Below are 17718 nucleotides of genomic sequence, written 5' to 3' on the forward strand. Positions count from 1 at the left end.
TTTATGAAAAAAAATTATAAAGTCAAACTATCATTTTTGATGATATTTTTAATGCTTTTTTCAATAGGAGCATATGCCTTAGAACCTTTGAATCATGAAAGCAATCATGAAATTGTTAAAGATACAGTATATGATAGTGTATATGGAGGAGAAGACCAAGATCGTACAATAAGAGTGAGAGTAGAAGGAAAAGATGAAACATTATTTGATAAAGATGTAGTGATAGGAAATTGTAAAAATGCATTAGAAATCCTAAAAAAAGCAGTAGGAGAAGAAAATGTAAAAGGTGAGGAAGGTGCATATGGATTTTTAATCCAAGGAATAAAAGGAGAAGAAGCTAATTGGAAAACTAATGGAGCTTTTTGGGGATTTTATACAGTAGTGGATGGAGAAACAAGTGAGTCTATGAGTGGGGTTTCTGATGTTTCTATAGAAGGATTAGATGAAGTTTTGTTTCATGTGAATCAAAATACAAACCTTCCTATTCTTAGCTATGAAAAAAATAATAATGAAATTTATTTAATCATAAAAGAATCAGTCACTACTTATGATAAAAATGGAAATTCTACTACAAGTATAGTACCAGTAGAAAATGCCAAATTAGAAATAGAAGGAAAAATTTATGTCACCAATACAGATGGAAAAGTAAAGGTAGACTTAAAATCAGGAAGTTGTATCGTAAAAATATCAAAGGATGAAGAAAATGAGTATCCTAAATTAATCAAATGTACTAAAAAGATTCAGATAGGAACAAAGAGAATAGAAATTCTTTCTCATTGGAAAGAAGTAACCATAGGAAATGAGTTAAAACTAGATAAAAAAGTTTATGAAGAGGAAAATATTTTAGATGAAGCAGTAAAATGGTATAGCACCAATCCAGAAATCGCATCTGTAGATGAGAATACAGGGATAGTAAAAGGGATTAAGGAAGGAAAAACAATCATTACTGCAAAACTTGCTAGCAATGAAAATATCTATACATCTATTGAGATTTCTGTAGAATCACCTAAAACAAATGAGAGAAAAATAGAAGAAGTATTAAATACATTACGTGCTCGTTATGAGAAAAAAGAAAGTTTTACTCTTTCAGAAGGACTAGGATATAAATATAGTAATAAAAATATAGATAAAAATGCTTCAAAGGTAAAAGAAAAATATAAACTTATTCCTAATACTTCAGTTACAAGTTATGCTAAAAATATTATAGGGTTAATAGAAACAGGACAAGATTCTAAAAATATGGTAACTGAATTATTAAATAAACAAACAACAGATAGCAAATTTATTGTGAATGGATGGGATGATTATCCATCTACCCAAGCTTATTGTATTCTTGCCCTAGATTTAGCAAAGGCTAAATATGAAGTGGAAAAGACAGTAAAATCTCTTCTAAAATATCAAAATACAGATGGAACCTTTGGGGAATATAAAGATATAGATACTTTAGCTATGTCTATGATGGGACTTTCTAACCATAGAGATATAGAAGGAGTTAATGAAGCTATACAAAAGGCTATCCATAAACTGCAATTAGAAAAGGAAAATATTATAAATAATGATAATGCAAATACATTAGCAACAGTGATTCAAGGACTTGTTTCGGTAGGAGAAAATCCTTTAGCAAGCCAATGGAAATTAGATCAAAAAACTATGCTCAATGCCATGTTAAAGTATCAAAATGAAGATCATTTTGGAAATGATTTAGCTACAGAGCAAGTATTTACAGCTTTATCCGACTTATATCAAAAACAATCAATGTATACAAAAAAATCTATTTCGATAGAAGGCTTTGGAGATTATTTTATTCCTACAAAAAATGATGGACCAGGATCTGGAGGAGGATCTATAGAAGAAGGAGATGAAGCTTCTATTTCTATCAAAGGATATAACAATGATCCTAATATCTCTAAAACACAAATAAAATTACAAAAAGGAGATACGGTTTTATCTGTAACAAAGAGGCTTTTAAAGGATAAAAATATAAGCTATGAATTAAATGATACAGAAACTTATTTTAAGCGTATCGGAAAATATGGAGAATTTAGTCAAGGAGCAAAAAGTGGATGGGAATATACATTAAATGGAGAAAGGGTACAAAAAAGTGTAAATGATTGTAGTGTGAAAAATAAAGATGAAATAAAGTGGATTTATACTATAGACTATACAAAGGGTTCTTCAGCAAGTGAACCAAAAGATGAAATGACCAAAGAAATAGATAAAATACAAGAGATCTTAAACAATAAAAATATAAATGAAGGAGATATTACAAAGACAGTAAAAAATGTAATAAATCAATTGAATAAAAAAGCAGAAGATATAAAGACAGAAGAGGATGCAAAAAAGTTAGTGTTTTATGGGAAAGAATTTTCTAATTCTATACAACATGCTATAGAACAAATAAAAAGTGAAGAAGCAGCAAAAGGTTTATTAAAAGACAATATAAAGATACTCAATATTTTAGCAAAATCTACAGAAAAACTATCCAAAAAAGAAAATCAAAAGGAAGTAAATGAAGTAGTATCAAAAAATATTCACAACATGATCCAATTAATCAATAAGGTAGAGGATAAAAAAGAAGTAGTAAGTTTAACGGGAAACATTATAGATGAAAGTGGAAAAGTTTTAAAATCTATAGGAAAAGAAAATGGAGAAGAAGTAGAAAAAAGCACTATAAAAATGGCTCAAAATACAATTGATCAATGTAGTATGCTACAAGTTAAAAAAGTAGAATATGAAAGTGAAAAATCATTGGCTCAATTAGATGAAAATACAATCAAAAAAACAGCAAAAGATATAGTAAATGCTACAAAAGACATAAAGGAAAAATTAAATAAAAATAGTATTGAATCTAAGAATATAGAAAATAAAATGATGATTCAAATACCAAATACAAATAAAAAAGAAGTAGAAGTTCGTTTGCCTTCCAATATGATGAAAATAGTAAAAGAAAATAAAATAGAGAAGGTAACTATTCAGACAGAAAATGCAGTATTTAACATGACAGCAAATACTTTGATTCAAAAAGATCAACCCATATCTTTAAGTGCGAAAGCTATAGATCAAGAAGATTTAACAGCTTTTGAGAAAAATAAAGTTCCAAAAGAAAGTATAGTTCTAGATTTAAATATAAAGATGGGAGAAGAAAAAATAAATCAATTTCATGAACCTATGAAAGTAGCTATTCCATATGATGGAGAAGTCAAAGATCAAGAGGTAGTGCAAGTATTTTATCTAAATGATAAGGGCACTATAGAAAATATGGGTGGAGAATATGATCAAGATACAAAAATGGTTACTTTTGAAATAAGTCATTTTAGCAAATACTTCGCTCAAAAATTAGAAAAAGAAGAAGTAAAAATAACTTTTCATGATTTAAAAGATTATGAATGGGCGAAAGAATCTATAGAAGAAATGGCTGAAAAAGGAATCATCCATGGAAAAAGTAAAGATCTATTTGACCCGAGTGCATCTATTACAAGAGCAGAATTTGCAACTTTAATCACAAAAATGCTTCAATTAGATATAGAAGATATCCATGTAAGCTTTACAGATGTAGAAGATTCTGATTGGTATGCTCCATATGTAAAAGCCGCTTACAAAAATGGATTCATCAGTGGAAGAAGTGCTACTATATTTGATCCAAATGGAAAAATTACAAGAGAAGAAATGGCAAGCATCATTGGAAAAGTACTTACACAAAAAGGAAAAGAAAAAGCAAATATCAATGAATTAGAAAAATTTATTGACAAAGAAAGTATTGCTCCTTGGGCAAATGAGAATGCAGCATTATGTGTAAAAGAATCTATTATTAGTGGAATGCCAGACGGCACTTTTATGCCAAAAGAAAATGCAAACAGAGCACAAGCAGCTGTGATGCTTTACAAATTATACAATAGTATAAAGTAAATGAAAATTGCTAGCGAAAGCTAGCATTTTTATTATAAAAAAATATATTTACGATTGCAAAAATATACTAAATGATGTAAAATATAACATGGTTAAATACGACATATTATGACTATTTTAAACAATATACGATTTTAAATTACATATTATTTTATTTAGGTTCTTCTTTTAAGAAGATGAAAAGGGAATTAGGTGAAAATCCTAAACGGTCCAGCCACTGTAAGTGAGGAGCTACCTTTGATATGCCACTGAAATCATTATATTTTGGGAAGGCAAAGGAAAGTGCAGATTCACAAGTCAGGAGACCTGCCTAAATGTATGAGCATACTTCCTTCTGGGGTTAGGGAAAGTGCATAAAATTAGGTGTAAGTATACACTTGCTATGGGCTAAAAATCTTAACTCTATTAGAGTTAAGATTTTTTTTGTTTAAAACTTATGAAAAAGGAGGAGCAAATTTTTATAAAAAATAATTAAGAGAGAGGAGATTTTTATGAATAAAAAATTATTAAGTTTAGTATTGGTTTTTACGATGTTGCTTGGAATTTTACCATTATCTTCTATGATGGCACATGCAGAAGGTAGCCAGTATAAAGAAGAATTAAAGGTAGTGGATCAAGTTTATGGGGAAAATAAAAATGTAGAAAAAGAATGTGAAGAAAATCTATCAAAAGTAATGACAATGGATCAAACAAATGAAAAAGAAGAATGGATTCATGTAAGAATAGAAGGTTGTAAAGATACCTTGTATGATGAAAAAATAAAATTTACAAAAGATATGAAAAATCCTCTAGATGTGTTAAAAGCAGCAGTAAAAGAGGAAAATATACAAGGAACAAACAATCCATCTACAGGATTTTTTATTACAGAAATATTAGGAGAATCACAAAAGGAAAACTTTGGTTGGTGCTATTATGTACATTTTAATAGTGGAGATATCATTTTTCCAAGTATAGGAGTAGAGCAATTTGATGGATTGACTAATTTAAATGGAGAATTAAATTGCAAAGAATTAGTATTTTATATGTGTTCTTACTCAGGAACAAGCATTATTACTAAAATACCAGTCATTACTGTCAAACAAGATGGAATTCATTTTACTATCAAAGTGGTAGATAATCAAGTGGGAAATGCTCCGATTAAAAATGTTGATATAAAAGTAGGAACAAAAGGAAATTATCAAACTGATGAAAATGGGGAGGTAACTTTTTCTTTACCCAAAGCTGGAACGTATCAAGTAGATATTTCAAAGGATCAAGATTATCCAGCTATTGTAAGACAACATATTCAGATAGAAAGTGAAGGAAAAGACTCAGAAGGATTACAAGATATCATAAATGAATTAAAGGAAATGTATAAAGATAAAGAAGATTTAAAGGCTATAGAGGTTATGGCCTATAATCATTTGATGAGTGGGGAGAAAGATTATAAGAAAGTATTTAAAATAAGTAATAAAAAAGATGCAGCAGCTTATGCAGAAAATATAATGGGATGCTTAGCTACTGGCCAAAATCCAAAGGAGTATGTAGATTTATTGGTAGCCTCTCAGGATGAAAGTGGAAAGTTCATTGTAAAAAGCAGGGATAAAAAATTAGTTACAGCATTGGCAGATTCTATTGTTGCACTAGATATGGCAAAAGGAAAATATGATGTGCAAAAAGCAGTAAAAGCTTTAATGGATGAAGCAAAGGATGGATATTATAAAGATGCTGTTGATACGGCTTATGCTCTAAAGGCTTTGGTAAAACATAAAGATATAGAAGGAGTAGAATCTATCATTCAATCTTCAATCCAGTATTTAAAAAATAATCAGCTAGAAAAAGGTGGATATGATGCCTTTGGTATGGGTAATAGTCCACATGCTACAGGACCTGTAATACAAGGCTTGGTATTGGTTCAAGAAGATATATTATCAGACTCTTTTAAAAAAGGGAATAGAACCCTTGTAGATTCTTTACTTGCTTGCAAACTAAAGGACAAAGGATTTGAATTTGCAGAGGGAAAAGGATCAGGATATGATGATCCTACGGCCACTCAATTTGCTTTTGCAGCTTTGGTAGATATTTTTAATGGGGAGTCTATGTATGAAAAATTTAGTATAAAGGATGGAAATACACAAAAAAATTATGAAAAAATGATTCAAGAGGCAATTGATGGAATAAGAGATTATCTAACTTCCATGGAAACAAGAATGGATTCTAAATATGAAACACAACCTGCTTTTTATAGGCCATTAGAAGCTTTAGGAATGAATGTAACTAGTAAAAATATTCAAGAAGATGTGGAAGATTTGGCTAACAAAGTTCAATTAAATAAAAATCAAGGGACACTTCCTTATGTAATGAATAGTATAGGATTAATATCTTCAGGACAAGGTGCAAACCAATATTTAGAATTATTAAAAGAAGGGCAACAAGCAGATGGAAGTTTTAAAATAGGAAGAGTAAAACAAACAGAATGGGCAGTCATTGCTTTAGATATGGCACAAAAGGAATATGATAAACAAAAGGCCGTAGAATGTATTATGAAAAATAATAAAGATCAAGAAGATATATCATTATTATCAGTGGCTTTAACTGCATTAGCTTCTCATAAGAATATAGATGGAGTAGAGGAATTTATCCATTCCAAATTGGATTATATAAAACAACAACAATTAGATACTGGTGGATTTGAGATGCTTGACATGATGAGCAGAGAAAAAGTGGAAAGCTCTGTACCAACAGCATATGTAATTTCTGCATTAGTTGCAAATGGTATTGATCCACTGACAGATTCAGAATGGATCAAAGGAGAAAATACTTTAATAGATGCTTTACTAAAATTTAAAAAACTAAATTATTTTGTATGCAATCAAGGGAAATCTGCAGAATATTTTTATAAAGATGAGGCTACAGAACAAGCATTTATTGCATTAGCAGATGTAATCAATAAAAAGTCTTCTTATCAAAATGTGCAAAAGGCTACAAGCTATAAGGGAATCATCAAAGATGCAACATTGAAGCTTAGAAATTATTTAACAACTACACAAACTAGAAAAAATTCTTCATTAAAAGATGTACCTATTTTTTATTCTTCTCAAGAAGCTTTAGCTCTTTATTATATGAGCAATGAAAAAGAAAAAGATGTAAAGGATATACAACAAAAATACAAATTAAATAATAAAGATGACGTATTGTCTTATAGCCAGGATATTATGGGAATTATTGCTTCTGGACAAAATCCTAAAAAATATAAGGATAAAAATTATGTACAAGAATTGATGAATTTACAAAATGAAGAAGGAAAATTTGTAGAAAAAGGAAAAGATTCAAATGTATATAAGCAGTCTTATGCAATAATAGCGTTAGATTTGGCACAAGAAGAATATGATGAAAAAAAAGCAATAACTGCTTTAATCAATATGAAAGATCAAGATCATTTTGAAGATGTTGAAGAGACTGCATGGGCTTTAATTGCTTTATCTAAACATAAAGATATAAAAGGTGTTTCTGAATTAGTAGATTCAGCGATCCAGTATTTAAAATCTAATCAATCAGAAAATGGTGGATTTGATATGGGCGGATGCGGAGATACTCCTCAATATACAGGACTAGTAATTCAAGCTTTAATGGCAAATGATATAGATCCTATGTCTAAGGAATGGATGAAGGGCGATAAAAATTTAGTTACATCTATGCTTCATGATCAAATGGAGGATGGTACTTTTAGAGCTTGTGAAATGATGGGGGATTATGTAGATATTCCTTCTACAGAACGTGCTTTTGCCGCTCTTTCAGATCTATATATGGGAAAATCTATGTATAAAAATATAGAGCCTGTATTAGATGATTCAGATATTTTGAAAAAGACAATCAAAGAATTAAAGGACTATTATAAAAAAGATAATAAATATAATTATATTCAGGCAATGGCTTTAAATTTGGCTGGATTAGATAAAAGTGAGCTTCAAAATCAATTGGAATTAAGAGAAGATGAAGCTAAAAGAACGTATATTGTTTTAGATAATGAAACAGAGATGTATGCTAAAAATATTATGGGGATTATTGGATCAGGAGAAGACCCTAGAAATTATAAAGGTAAAAATTATGTAGAAGCCTTGGAGAAATCCCAAAACAAAGATGGAATTTTTAATATAGACGGAAATAATGTAGGTACACAGGCTTATAGTATGATTGCATTAGATATGGCTGATGGAACATATGATGTGCAAAAAGCAATTGAGGTCTTAACATCTGAGTATGAAAAATTAAAAAATCCTAGTGTATATACTACATCAGAAGTGCTTATTGCATTGTCTTTTCATAAAGATTTAGAACATGTAAATTCTAAGATAGATATGTATGTAAAGGATTTAAAAGAGATGCAAATTGATACAGGAGGATTTGATTATAATAAAGGCAGTATTAGTAGTGATCCTCATGAAGTATCTGAGTACGATGCAATAGCTCTTCAAGCTATGATTGCAGCAGGAAAAGATCCTTTTTCAGAGGAATTTAAGAAAAATGGAAAGACTGTTTTAGATGGTATGATGGCATTTAAAAAAGATGATCATTTTGTATATGATATTCAAAAATCTAGTTATAAAGAATATACAGATTCAGCAACAGGTATGGTTCTTGCAGCATTAATAGATGTAGATACTCAAAAATCTATGTATCATACTTTAAAGATCAAATATGAACAAAAGCCTATAGAAGAAAATAGTAATCAGGAAAAGATAAAAGATGCGATCCAAGATTTGAGAAAGTATTATGAGAAGAAAGATCAATTTACATTTAGAGAAACTATAGCATATCACTATTCTAGTGATAAAATTTATGAGGATATAAAAAAGATACAACAAAAATATAAAATCAGAGAAAATCCAGCTCAAGCTTCAGACTATGCGTCTAATATCATAGGGTTAATTGCAGCAGGAAAAAATCCAAGAAATGCTTATGGTAAAAATTATGTACAAGAGCTTACAAATTATCAGAAAGAAAATGGAATATTTGAAGTAAAAGCAGAAGGAACATATCCTACTCAAACAGCTTTTAGTATGATTGCATTAGATATGGCAGATGCACAGTATCAAGTACAAAAAGCAGTAACAGCATTAATGAGTTTTCAAAAAAGTGATGGAAGTTTTGGAGACATTGATACAACAGCTATGAGTATTATGGCTCTTGGAAAGCATAAAAATATAGAGGGTGTAAAGAATTGCATAGATCAAGGGGTTTCATATATTCATAAACAGCAACAAGATACAGGAGGATTTGTGGCATGGGGACAAAACAATCCATATACTACAGCTGCTGTGATTCAAGGGCTGATTGCTGTAGGAGAAAATCCATTACAAGAGAAATGGGTAAAGAATGGAAAAAATATGTTAGATTTTTTACTTTCATTTAAAGTAGAAGATCATTTTGAAAATAAATCTGAGTATGGATCAGAAATTAACAGTGTAACAGAACAATGTTTTATGGCTTTAGCTGATTTATATAAAGGAAAGTCTATGTATCACGAATTGAGAATGATTGATGTAGAACCAACTCGTATTAGTAAGATTGAGATTCAAAAACCAAATATAAATGCACTCAAAGTAAATAACACTTTAAAACTCCATGTAAAAATATGGGATGAAGAAAATAAAGAAATCATTACAGAAAAAATTGAGTGGAAAAGTTTAGATGAAAAAATTGCAACAATAGATGAAGCTGGAGTTGTAAGAGGAATTCAAGAAGGAAAAGTAAGCATTACTGCTAAGGTTGTTGGAAATGAAAAAATTCAAGATACAATAGAACTAAAGGTAGAAGCTTTACCTATGAAAAATTTTGATATTACAAAAATAGGAGAAGAAGTATTTAAAAATGGAAAAGAAGCAAAAGTACAAGTAAAAGTGAAAAATAATGGAGAAAATAATCAAAATGTTACTTTGATTATTGCATTATATAATCAAGACAATGGAAAAATGATCAATTATTCTTATGTGATAGAAAATATAAATCAAGGAGAGAGTAAAGATCTGATTGGAGGATTTTTAGTTCCTCAAAATGGAAATTATCAAGTCAAAAGCTTTGTATGGGATAATTTTGAAGATCAAAATATACTATTAATCAATCCTTTTGTTGTAGAAGTTCAAAAATAATGAATAGGCTTTAGCTTCTCTATTATAGGGAAGCTAAAGTATATAATTGTTGAGGAGGAAAAGAATGAAAAAAATTTTATGTATTATAGGTATGATTTTATGCATGACTATATCTTCTTTTGCACAGATTCATATAGAAAGTAGAATCAATGGGGAGGAAATTCAGTTCATAGGAAATACAAATCATTATGATGCCCCAGTATCATTGCAAGTATTTGATGATTCTCAAAAATACTATATGAATCAAGGAAAAACAGATCAAGAGGGGAATTTTAAATTTTCGTTTTCATTGGACAAAAATAAAAAATATAAAGCTAGGTTTAATATTGAAGGAGATAAACAAGAAGTAGATTTAAATTTAGTAAATGGTGGAGATCATAATAATTCTAATAATAAAGAGAGGGTTTCTATATATATAAAAGGATACAAAGGAATTATATTGCCATATACGGAAGTAGAGATGAAAAAAAATGATACAGTATTAAGTATTACAAAAAGAATATTAGAACAAAATAATAAAAGTTATGTAGATAGAGAAGGATATATTGCAAGCATAGATGGACAAGGAGAATTTGATAAAGGTAAAAAAAGTGGATGGATGTTTTCTATAAATGAAAAATTTCCAGATGTAGGAGCAGGGGTTGTACAAGTACATAATGGAGATACAATTAAATGGCTCTATACGGTAGATCTTGGGCAAGATATTGGAGGAGGAGGCAGTGTTTCTTCCAAAAAAAATGAAAAAGTGCAAAATCAAATAGACCATATTCAAAATATGATCAAGGATAAAAATGTAAACGAAAAAGATATTACAAAGGCCATTAGTGATGTTGCAGAGCAATTGAATAAAAAAGTAGAAGAAATAAAAACAGAGGAAGATGTTAAAAATTTAGTATTTTATGGGAAAGATTTTTCTAAGTCTATACAAAAGGCTATAGAAAAAGTAAAAAGTGAAGAAGGAGCAAAAACAGTAGTCAAAGAAAATATAAAAATAGTAAATATATTAGGAAAAGCTTCAGAAAAAATATCTAGATCAGAGAATCAAAAAGAAATCAATCAAGTAGTCAAAGAAAATATAGAAAATACTATTAAGCTTATGGATAAAATAAATGATTCTAAAGAAGTTACTATTTTAGCAGGTGAATTTATAGATGCAAATGGAAAAGTAATTAAAGGAATAGGCAAGGAAAATGCAAAAGATATTATAGAAAATACTCAAAAGCTTATGGAAAAGACTTTGGAAAAAGCAAGTACAAAAAAAATTGAAAAAGCAAATATAGAACAAGAAAAAGCAACTATTGTAGTAGGTGAAAATACTGTAAAGGAATTGGCTAAGGATATAGAAAATACAGTAAAAATCTTAGAAGAAAAATGTAATAAAAATCATATAGAAGCTAAGAATATAGAAGGCAAGATGATTCTTCAAATGCCAAATATAAATAAACAAGAAGTAGAAACCATTTTACCAGCTAATACAATAAAAATAGCAAAAGAAAACAATATAGAAAAAGTTCTTGTGAAAACAGAAAAAGCAGTGTTTACCCTTACACAAAATACATTTGAGGAAGTAAAAGACAATATTATATTGAATGTAAAGGAAATAGAAAAAAATACATTGTATTCTTTTATACCTAAAGAAAGTACAGTAGTAGATTTGACAGTTTATTTAGGGGAAAAACCGATTAAAGAATTTAAAGAAAAAATAAAAGTAGCTATTTTATACAATGGAGAAGTTAAAAAAGAAGAAGTAGTGCAAGTATTTTATCTAAAGGATAAGGAAACTATAGAAAACATGGGTGGTCAATATGATCAAGATACAAAGATGGTTACCTTTGAAACAAGTCATTTTAGCAAATATTTTGCTCAAAAAGTAGAAAAAGAAGAAATAAAAATAGGATTTCATGATTTAAAAGATTATGAATGGGCAAAGGAAGCTATAGAAGAAATGGCTCAAAAAGGTATCATCAATGGAAGAAGTAAAGAGCTATTTGACCCGAGTGCATCTATTACAAGAGCAGAATTTGCAACTTTAATTACAAAAATGCTTCAATTAGATACAGAAGATACAAAATTAAGCTTTACAGATGTAAAAGAAAATCAATGGTATGCTCCATATGTAAAAGCTGCTTACAAAAATGGACTCATTAGTGGAAGAAGCAAAACTATATTTGATCCAAATGGAAAAATTACAAGAGAAGAAATGGCAACAATTATTGGAAAGGTACTGACTCAAAAAGGAAAAGAAAAAGCAAGTATAAATGAATTAGAAAGATTTATTGATCAAGCAAATATAGCTTCTTGGGCAAATGAGAATGCAGCATTATGTGTAAAAGAATCTATTATTAGTGGAATGCCAGATGGTACTTTTATGCCAAAAGAAAATGCAAACAGAGCACAAGCAGCTGTTATGCTTTACAAATTATATAAATCCATACAATAAAACAAAAAACGCTAGCATATGCTGGCATTTTTGTTTTTATATATCTATAGTCATAAAATAAGAAATTTTCAAATAAAATATCCAGTATTGAAAAAATATGAGAAATAATATAAAATATTACATGTCTGAATTCGACATATTAATACTTTTTTAGTAATAATTATAATTTAAACTACATAGTATTTTAATTTAGGTTCTTCTTTTGAGAAGATAAAAAGGGAATTAGGTGAAAATCCTAAGCGGTCCAGCCACTGTAAGTGGGGAGCAATTCTTTGACATACCACTGAAATATATTTTATTTTGGGAAGGGAAAGGAAAGCGTTAATCCACAAGCCAGGAGACCTATCTAAATTTTTTAGCATACTTCCTTCTAGGGTTAAGGAAAGTGCAAGGTATATAAATGTTTATGAAGATATTTATAAAAAATCCTTGACTTTCTTTGAAAGTCAAGGATTTTTGTATAATTAAACAAAATAGGTATAGAAAGGAGCATTTAAGATGAATAAACGAGTAATGAGTGTTTTATTGATGATTGTTTTATTATGTAGTGGAATACCCTTTGATTTTGTATATGGACAAACAGATCATGAAGAAGATATGTTCATAGAAGATCAAGAAAGTAAAATTGAACAAAAAGAAATAGGGGCAGGAGAAAGTATAAAAGAAATTGATAACCAATCCAAATATGAAAAGCATATAGCTTTTAGAAGTGAACCAAAAAAAACAGAAATAAAAGTAGGAGAAACAATAAGCTTATATGCAATGGTAGTAGATGATGAAGGAAATGAAGATACGTACTGGGATGATTTAGATGGAGATGTACCAAGTTATACAAAATATAGCTGGAGCAGTGAAGATGAAAAGATAGCGATAGCCAAGGGAGAACAATGGGAGGAAGATACAGGAAATATAACGGGAATCAGTGCTGGAAAAGTAAAAATAAAAATAGAAAGCAAAGACTGTAAAAATTGTGAGGCAAAGGAAATAGAAATTACAGTAATTGATGACAGACCTAAATATGAAAGACACATAGCATTTAGAAGTAAGCCAAAAAAAACAGAAATAAAAGTAGGAGAAACAATAAGCTTATATGCAATGGTAGTAGATGATGAAGGAAATGAAGATACGTACTGGGATGATTTAGATGGAGATGTACCAAGTTATACAAAATATAGCTGGAGCAGTGAAGATGAAAAAATAGCAACAGCCAAGGCAGGCCAATGGGAGGAAGATACAGGAAATATAACGGGAATCAGTGTTGGAAAAGTAAAAATAAAAATAGAAAGCAAAGACTGTAAAAATTGTGAGCCAAAGGAAATAGAAATTACAGTAGTAGAGGATGAACCTATTCAAGAAGTTGGAGAGATAGATCATATAAATATTTCTTTAGATCAAGATATAAAAGAAATAGAATGTGGAAGAAATATTAAAGTAAATGTTATAGCTAAAGATAAAAATAAAAAAGAAATAAAAAATCCACAAATAAAATGGAGTATAGAACCTGTAGATATTGTAACAATAGATGAACAGTATATAATACATACCCTAAAAGAGGGAGATGTAAGCATTAAGGCTGTGACTCAAAGTACAGATAAAGAAATGATAGAAAGCAATAGTATTACATTGGAAGTTACAAAATCAAAAACAAGAGAAGAAAAGATTCAAGAAGCTATAGAGGAGCTTACAATACGATATAAAAATCCAACCTTTTATGGATCCGAATATACTTTAAGCAAATATGTAGGAGAATTGGCATTATCACTAAGATATTCAGGTATGGATATAGAGGAAATTAACAATACAAAAAGGATATTTCCAACAGATGCAGGAACATATGACCTTTTAAATACTTCAAAAAATATTATGACTCTTATTGCAGTGAATGAAGATCCCAAAAAAGAGATAGAAAAAATACTTGATGATTCATTTGTCTTTTATGAAGATATAGATGAAAACAAAGAAGATAAACTTGTTTATGCTATTATTGCTTTAGACATGACTAATGCAAAATATGATTCAGAAAAAGCTGTAAAAGCTTTAATACATAAAATAAAAAAAGATGATAATGGAAATTTCTATTTTGAAAGATATGAAAATCCAGATATGGAGTTAACAGCAAAAGCAATGATTGCATTTTCAAAACATAAAGATATAGATGGTGCGGTAGATGCCATTAATGGTATAAAAAAGTTTTTCAAAAGTGCACAAAGTGAATCGGGATTAATAAAAGAAGAAACTTCCTTTTCAAATCAAGAAAGCTGTTTGATTACAAGTGCAGTGATTCAGGGAATCATAGCAATAGGAGAGAGTCCTTTAGACGAATATTGGAGGATACAAGATCAGTATAAAAATCAAAATAATTTAGTAGATGCAATGCTTATGTGTAGAGATGGACAAAGATTTAAAAGTTCATTTAATGGAAGCGTAGCAGATATTCAAACAAATGCAGCTATGGGGGCTTTGGTAGATCTAAAGGCACAGGCTTCTATGTATCATAATATTAAATATGTAAAAGAAGGAGCTCCTTCTAGAATAGAAATAAAAAGTAACGAGTCGGTTGTATTAACAGAAGGAGATCAATTACAAATCAAAGCTATTGTATATGATGAACAAAATTATCAAATAAAAAATCCAGTTGTTTTATGGGAAAGCAGTGATTTAACAAAAGCAACAGTAGAAAATGGAGTCATAAGAGCTTTAGCAGAAGGAACTGTAAAAATAAAGGCGTATTTAGAAAATAATAAAGAAATATCAGATGAAATTATAATTCAGATCCAATCAGGAATATCTGATGAAGTTTTAAAACAAAGAGTTAAAGAGGAAATAGAATTTTTAAAAGGTTATTATAAAGAATATAATCAGTATGAATTTTTAGCAGCTCCAGCAGCGATAACAGCAGGAATGGACAAAGAAATGATTCAAAAGAAGATATATAGATATTCAAGACCTACGGCTCTTCAATATGCAAGAATGATTATTGCGGTTAGGGGAAGTGGGCAAGATCCTAGAAAAGATGAATTTAAAAAAGATACATTTAAGAATTATGTAGACCTATTAAGGGCACATCAAATCAAAGATGGTGAAAATAAGGGACAGTTCATTATTAATGAATCTATGGATTCTAAAAACATTGAAACACTAGCTTGTTGTATTATGGCGCTAGATATGGTAGATGCAGATTACAATAAAGAAGAAGCTGTAAAAGCATTGTTATGTTTAATGAATGTATCTAATAAAGAGAATGTTTCAGGATATGAAGAAATAAAATCAGAGGCGTTGGCTTTAACGGCATTGGCAAAGCATAAGGATATAGGTGGGGTTGAGGAAAAAATAAATGAGTGGATAGAGTATATCAAAAAACAACAAAATGAAGATGGTGGATTTGATGCAAATGGAGGATATTTTAAAAATAGTCCAATCACAACAGGAACTGTGATCCAAGGGTTAATTGCTAATGGTATCAATCCCCTTTATGATAAAGTATGGATGAAAAATAAAAAAACAATGTTAGATAGTATGTTAAAAAGTAAGTTTGTATCTCCTACAGGAGATTTAAAAAATTCAGGATTTTGTCAAGGAGAAGGATTAGATTTTAAAAATGAGAAAGCTACTTATAATGCTTTTGCAGCATTAGTGGATATGTATGAAAATAAATCTATGTTTGAAATTCATTCTATCAAATATGATGAAAGTATTCAGCCAAAAGATGTGGCTACCGTTTCTATATTAAAACCAAAGAATGATAAAATTTTGATAGGACAAGAGCTCAAGCTACAATTAGTTGCTTTTGACGATCAATATAATTGGATAGAGAATCCTTCTATTGTATGGTCCTCTTCTGATGAAGATATAGCCAGTGTAAAAAATGGGGTAGTTAATGGAAAAAAAACAGGAAATGTAACCATTACGGCCACTGTAGAAGGTACAACTATAAAAAATGAGATGCATTTAAGTGTAGAAGATTTGGAAATAAAAAATGTAAAAATACAATGTAATAAAAATAAAATAAGAAAAGATGATGTTATTTTATTAAGTGCAAATTCCTTTGATAAAATAGGCAATGAAATAAAAGGAGTAAAATGTATTTGGTCTGTAGATAATGAAAATGTTGCAAACATATATGAAGAAGAAGGAAAAATATATCTTAAGGCTTTATCTACAGGAAAAGTAGTGATAAAAGCTGTTTTAGAGGAAAATAAAAATGTTTGTGAGTCTATTTCGATAGATATTATCAATAAAAAATCAGCTCAGGTAAAGGTCAGAGTAGAAGGACTAAAAGATATCATCGTACCAGAAATTGAATTAGAAATAGATAATTTTGATATGGCTTTATATGGAAATGGAAACTCTGTTTTAAAAGAAGCTCCAACAGCTATGAATGCTCTTATAAAAGCTCTAAAGAGTAAAGATATAGATTGTACGGATAAAAATAAATTTGATGCAGGAATGGATCTATCTATTTTATCAAATATCAATGGATTAAAAGAAGGACAAGAAGGACCTAATAGTGGATGGATGTATTATATCAATAATCAATATGTAAATGACTATTTTGTAAATACAACCATAAAGGATGGAGATTCTATATGTGTATTTTATGTGAAGGATTATCAAAAACAATCTTATTCTTATTTTGATAAAACACAAGTTGTTGTTCAACCTAATGAAGAATTTACTTTGAATTTAAAGACATATATAAGTACAGATATGACAAATCGTGAAAAAACAAATGTAAAAAATGCTCAAATTCTAGTCAATCAAAAGCCTTATATGATCAATGGAGAAAATATAACAACAGATCATCTTGGAAATGCTACATTAAGATTTGATAAAGAAGGAGAATATATGATTGGTGCAGTTTATGAGGATGAAAGCTTAAATATTGTTGCAGCTTATTGTAAAGTAAAAGTTACAAATGATGTAAAAAATAATAAATTAGAATGGAGTTTATTAAATCAAGAGGATTTTCATTGTGGAGAAGAAGTAAAACTAAGAATGAAAGTAAAGAATAAAGGAATACAATCTAGCAATATGATTTGTGTCATTCAATTAATAGATGAAAACAATAAAGTATTAAAGGGAAGTAGTATAGAAAAAGAATTATTAGATGGAGAAGAAACGATTTTATCTCCTGGATTTGCTATTCCTGATTGTGGAGAATATAAAATAAAAGTATTTTTGACAGATGAAAAAATAGACCTATCCAAACCAGTAAAAGTGATAAGTATCAACTAAAGGGGAGAA

General features: G+C 29.2%; 4 protein-coding genes and 2 riboswitches. All 4 genes read left to right on the top strand.

Features of this window, described 5'->3' with window-relative positions:
- Positions 1-3 precede the first annotated feature (3 nt).
- The gene (locus BN2409_RS03475; protein ID WP_053955280.1) at positions 4-3906 is read left to right on the top strand and encodes an S-layer homology domain-containing protein; all 3903 of its coding nucleotides are present in this window, start codon (positions 4-6) and stop codon (positions 3904-3906) included.
- Between the two features lie 140 nt (positions 3907-4046).
- A riboswitch (cobalamin riboswitch) is annotated at positions 4047-4234 on the top strand.
- A 163-nt stretch (positions 4235-4397) separates the two neighbouring features.
- Positions 4398-10034 (top strand): prenyltransferase/squalene oxidase repeat-containing protein, encoded by a 5637-nt coding sequence (locus BN2409_RS03480; protein ID WP_053955281.1) that lies wholly within the window; start codon positions 4398-4400, stop codon positions 10032-10034.
- Positions 10035-10098: 64 nt separating this feature from the next.
- The gene (locus tag BN2409_RS03485; RefSeq protein WP_053955282.1) at positions 10099-12474 is read left to right on the top strand and encodes an S-layer homology domain-containing protein; all 2376 of its coding nucleotides are present in this window, start codon (positions 10099-10101) and stop codon (positions 12472-12474) included.
- A gap of 174 nt (positions 12475-12648) precedes the next feature.
- Positions 12649-12838: riboswitch (cobalamin riboswitch) on the top strand.
- A 134-nt stretch (positions 12839-12972) separates the two neighbouring features.
- A complete protein-coding gene (locus BN2409_RS03490; RefSeq protein ID WP_053955283.1) occupies positions 12973-17709 on the top strand; it encodes an Ig-like domain-containing protein in 4737 nt (1578 codons plus the stop codon).
- Positions 17710-17718 lie beyond the last annotated feature (9 nt).

This window comes from Inediibacterium massiliense (assembly GCF_001282725.1).
Taxonomy (GTDB): Bacteria; Bacillota; Clostridia; order Peptostreptococcales; family Thermotaleaceae; genus Anaerophilus; species Anaerophilus massiliensis.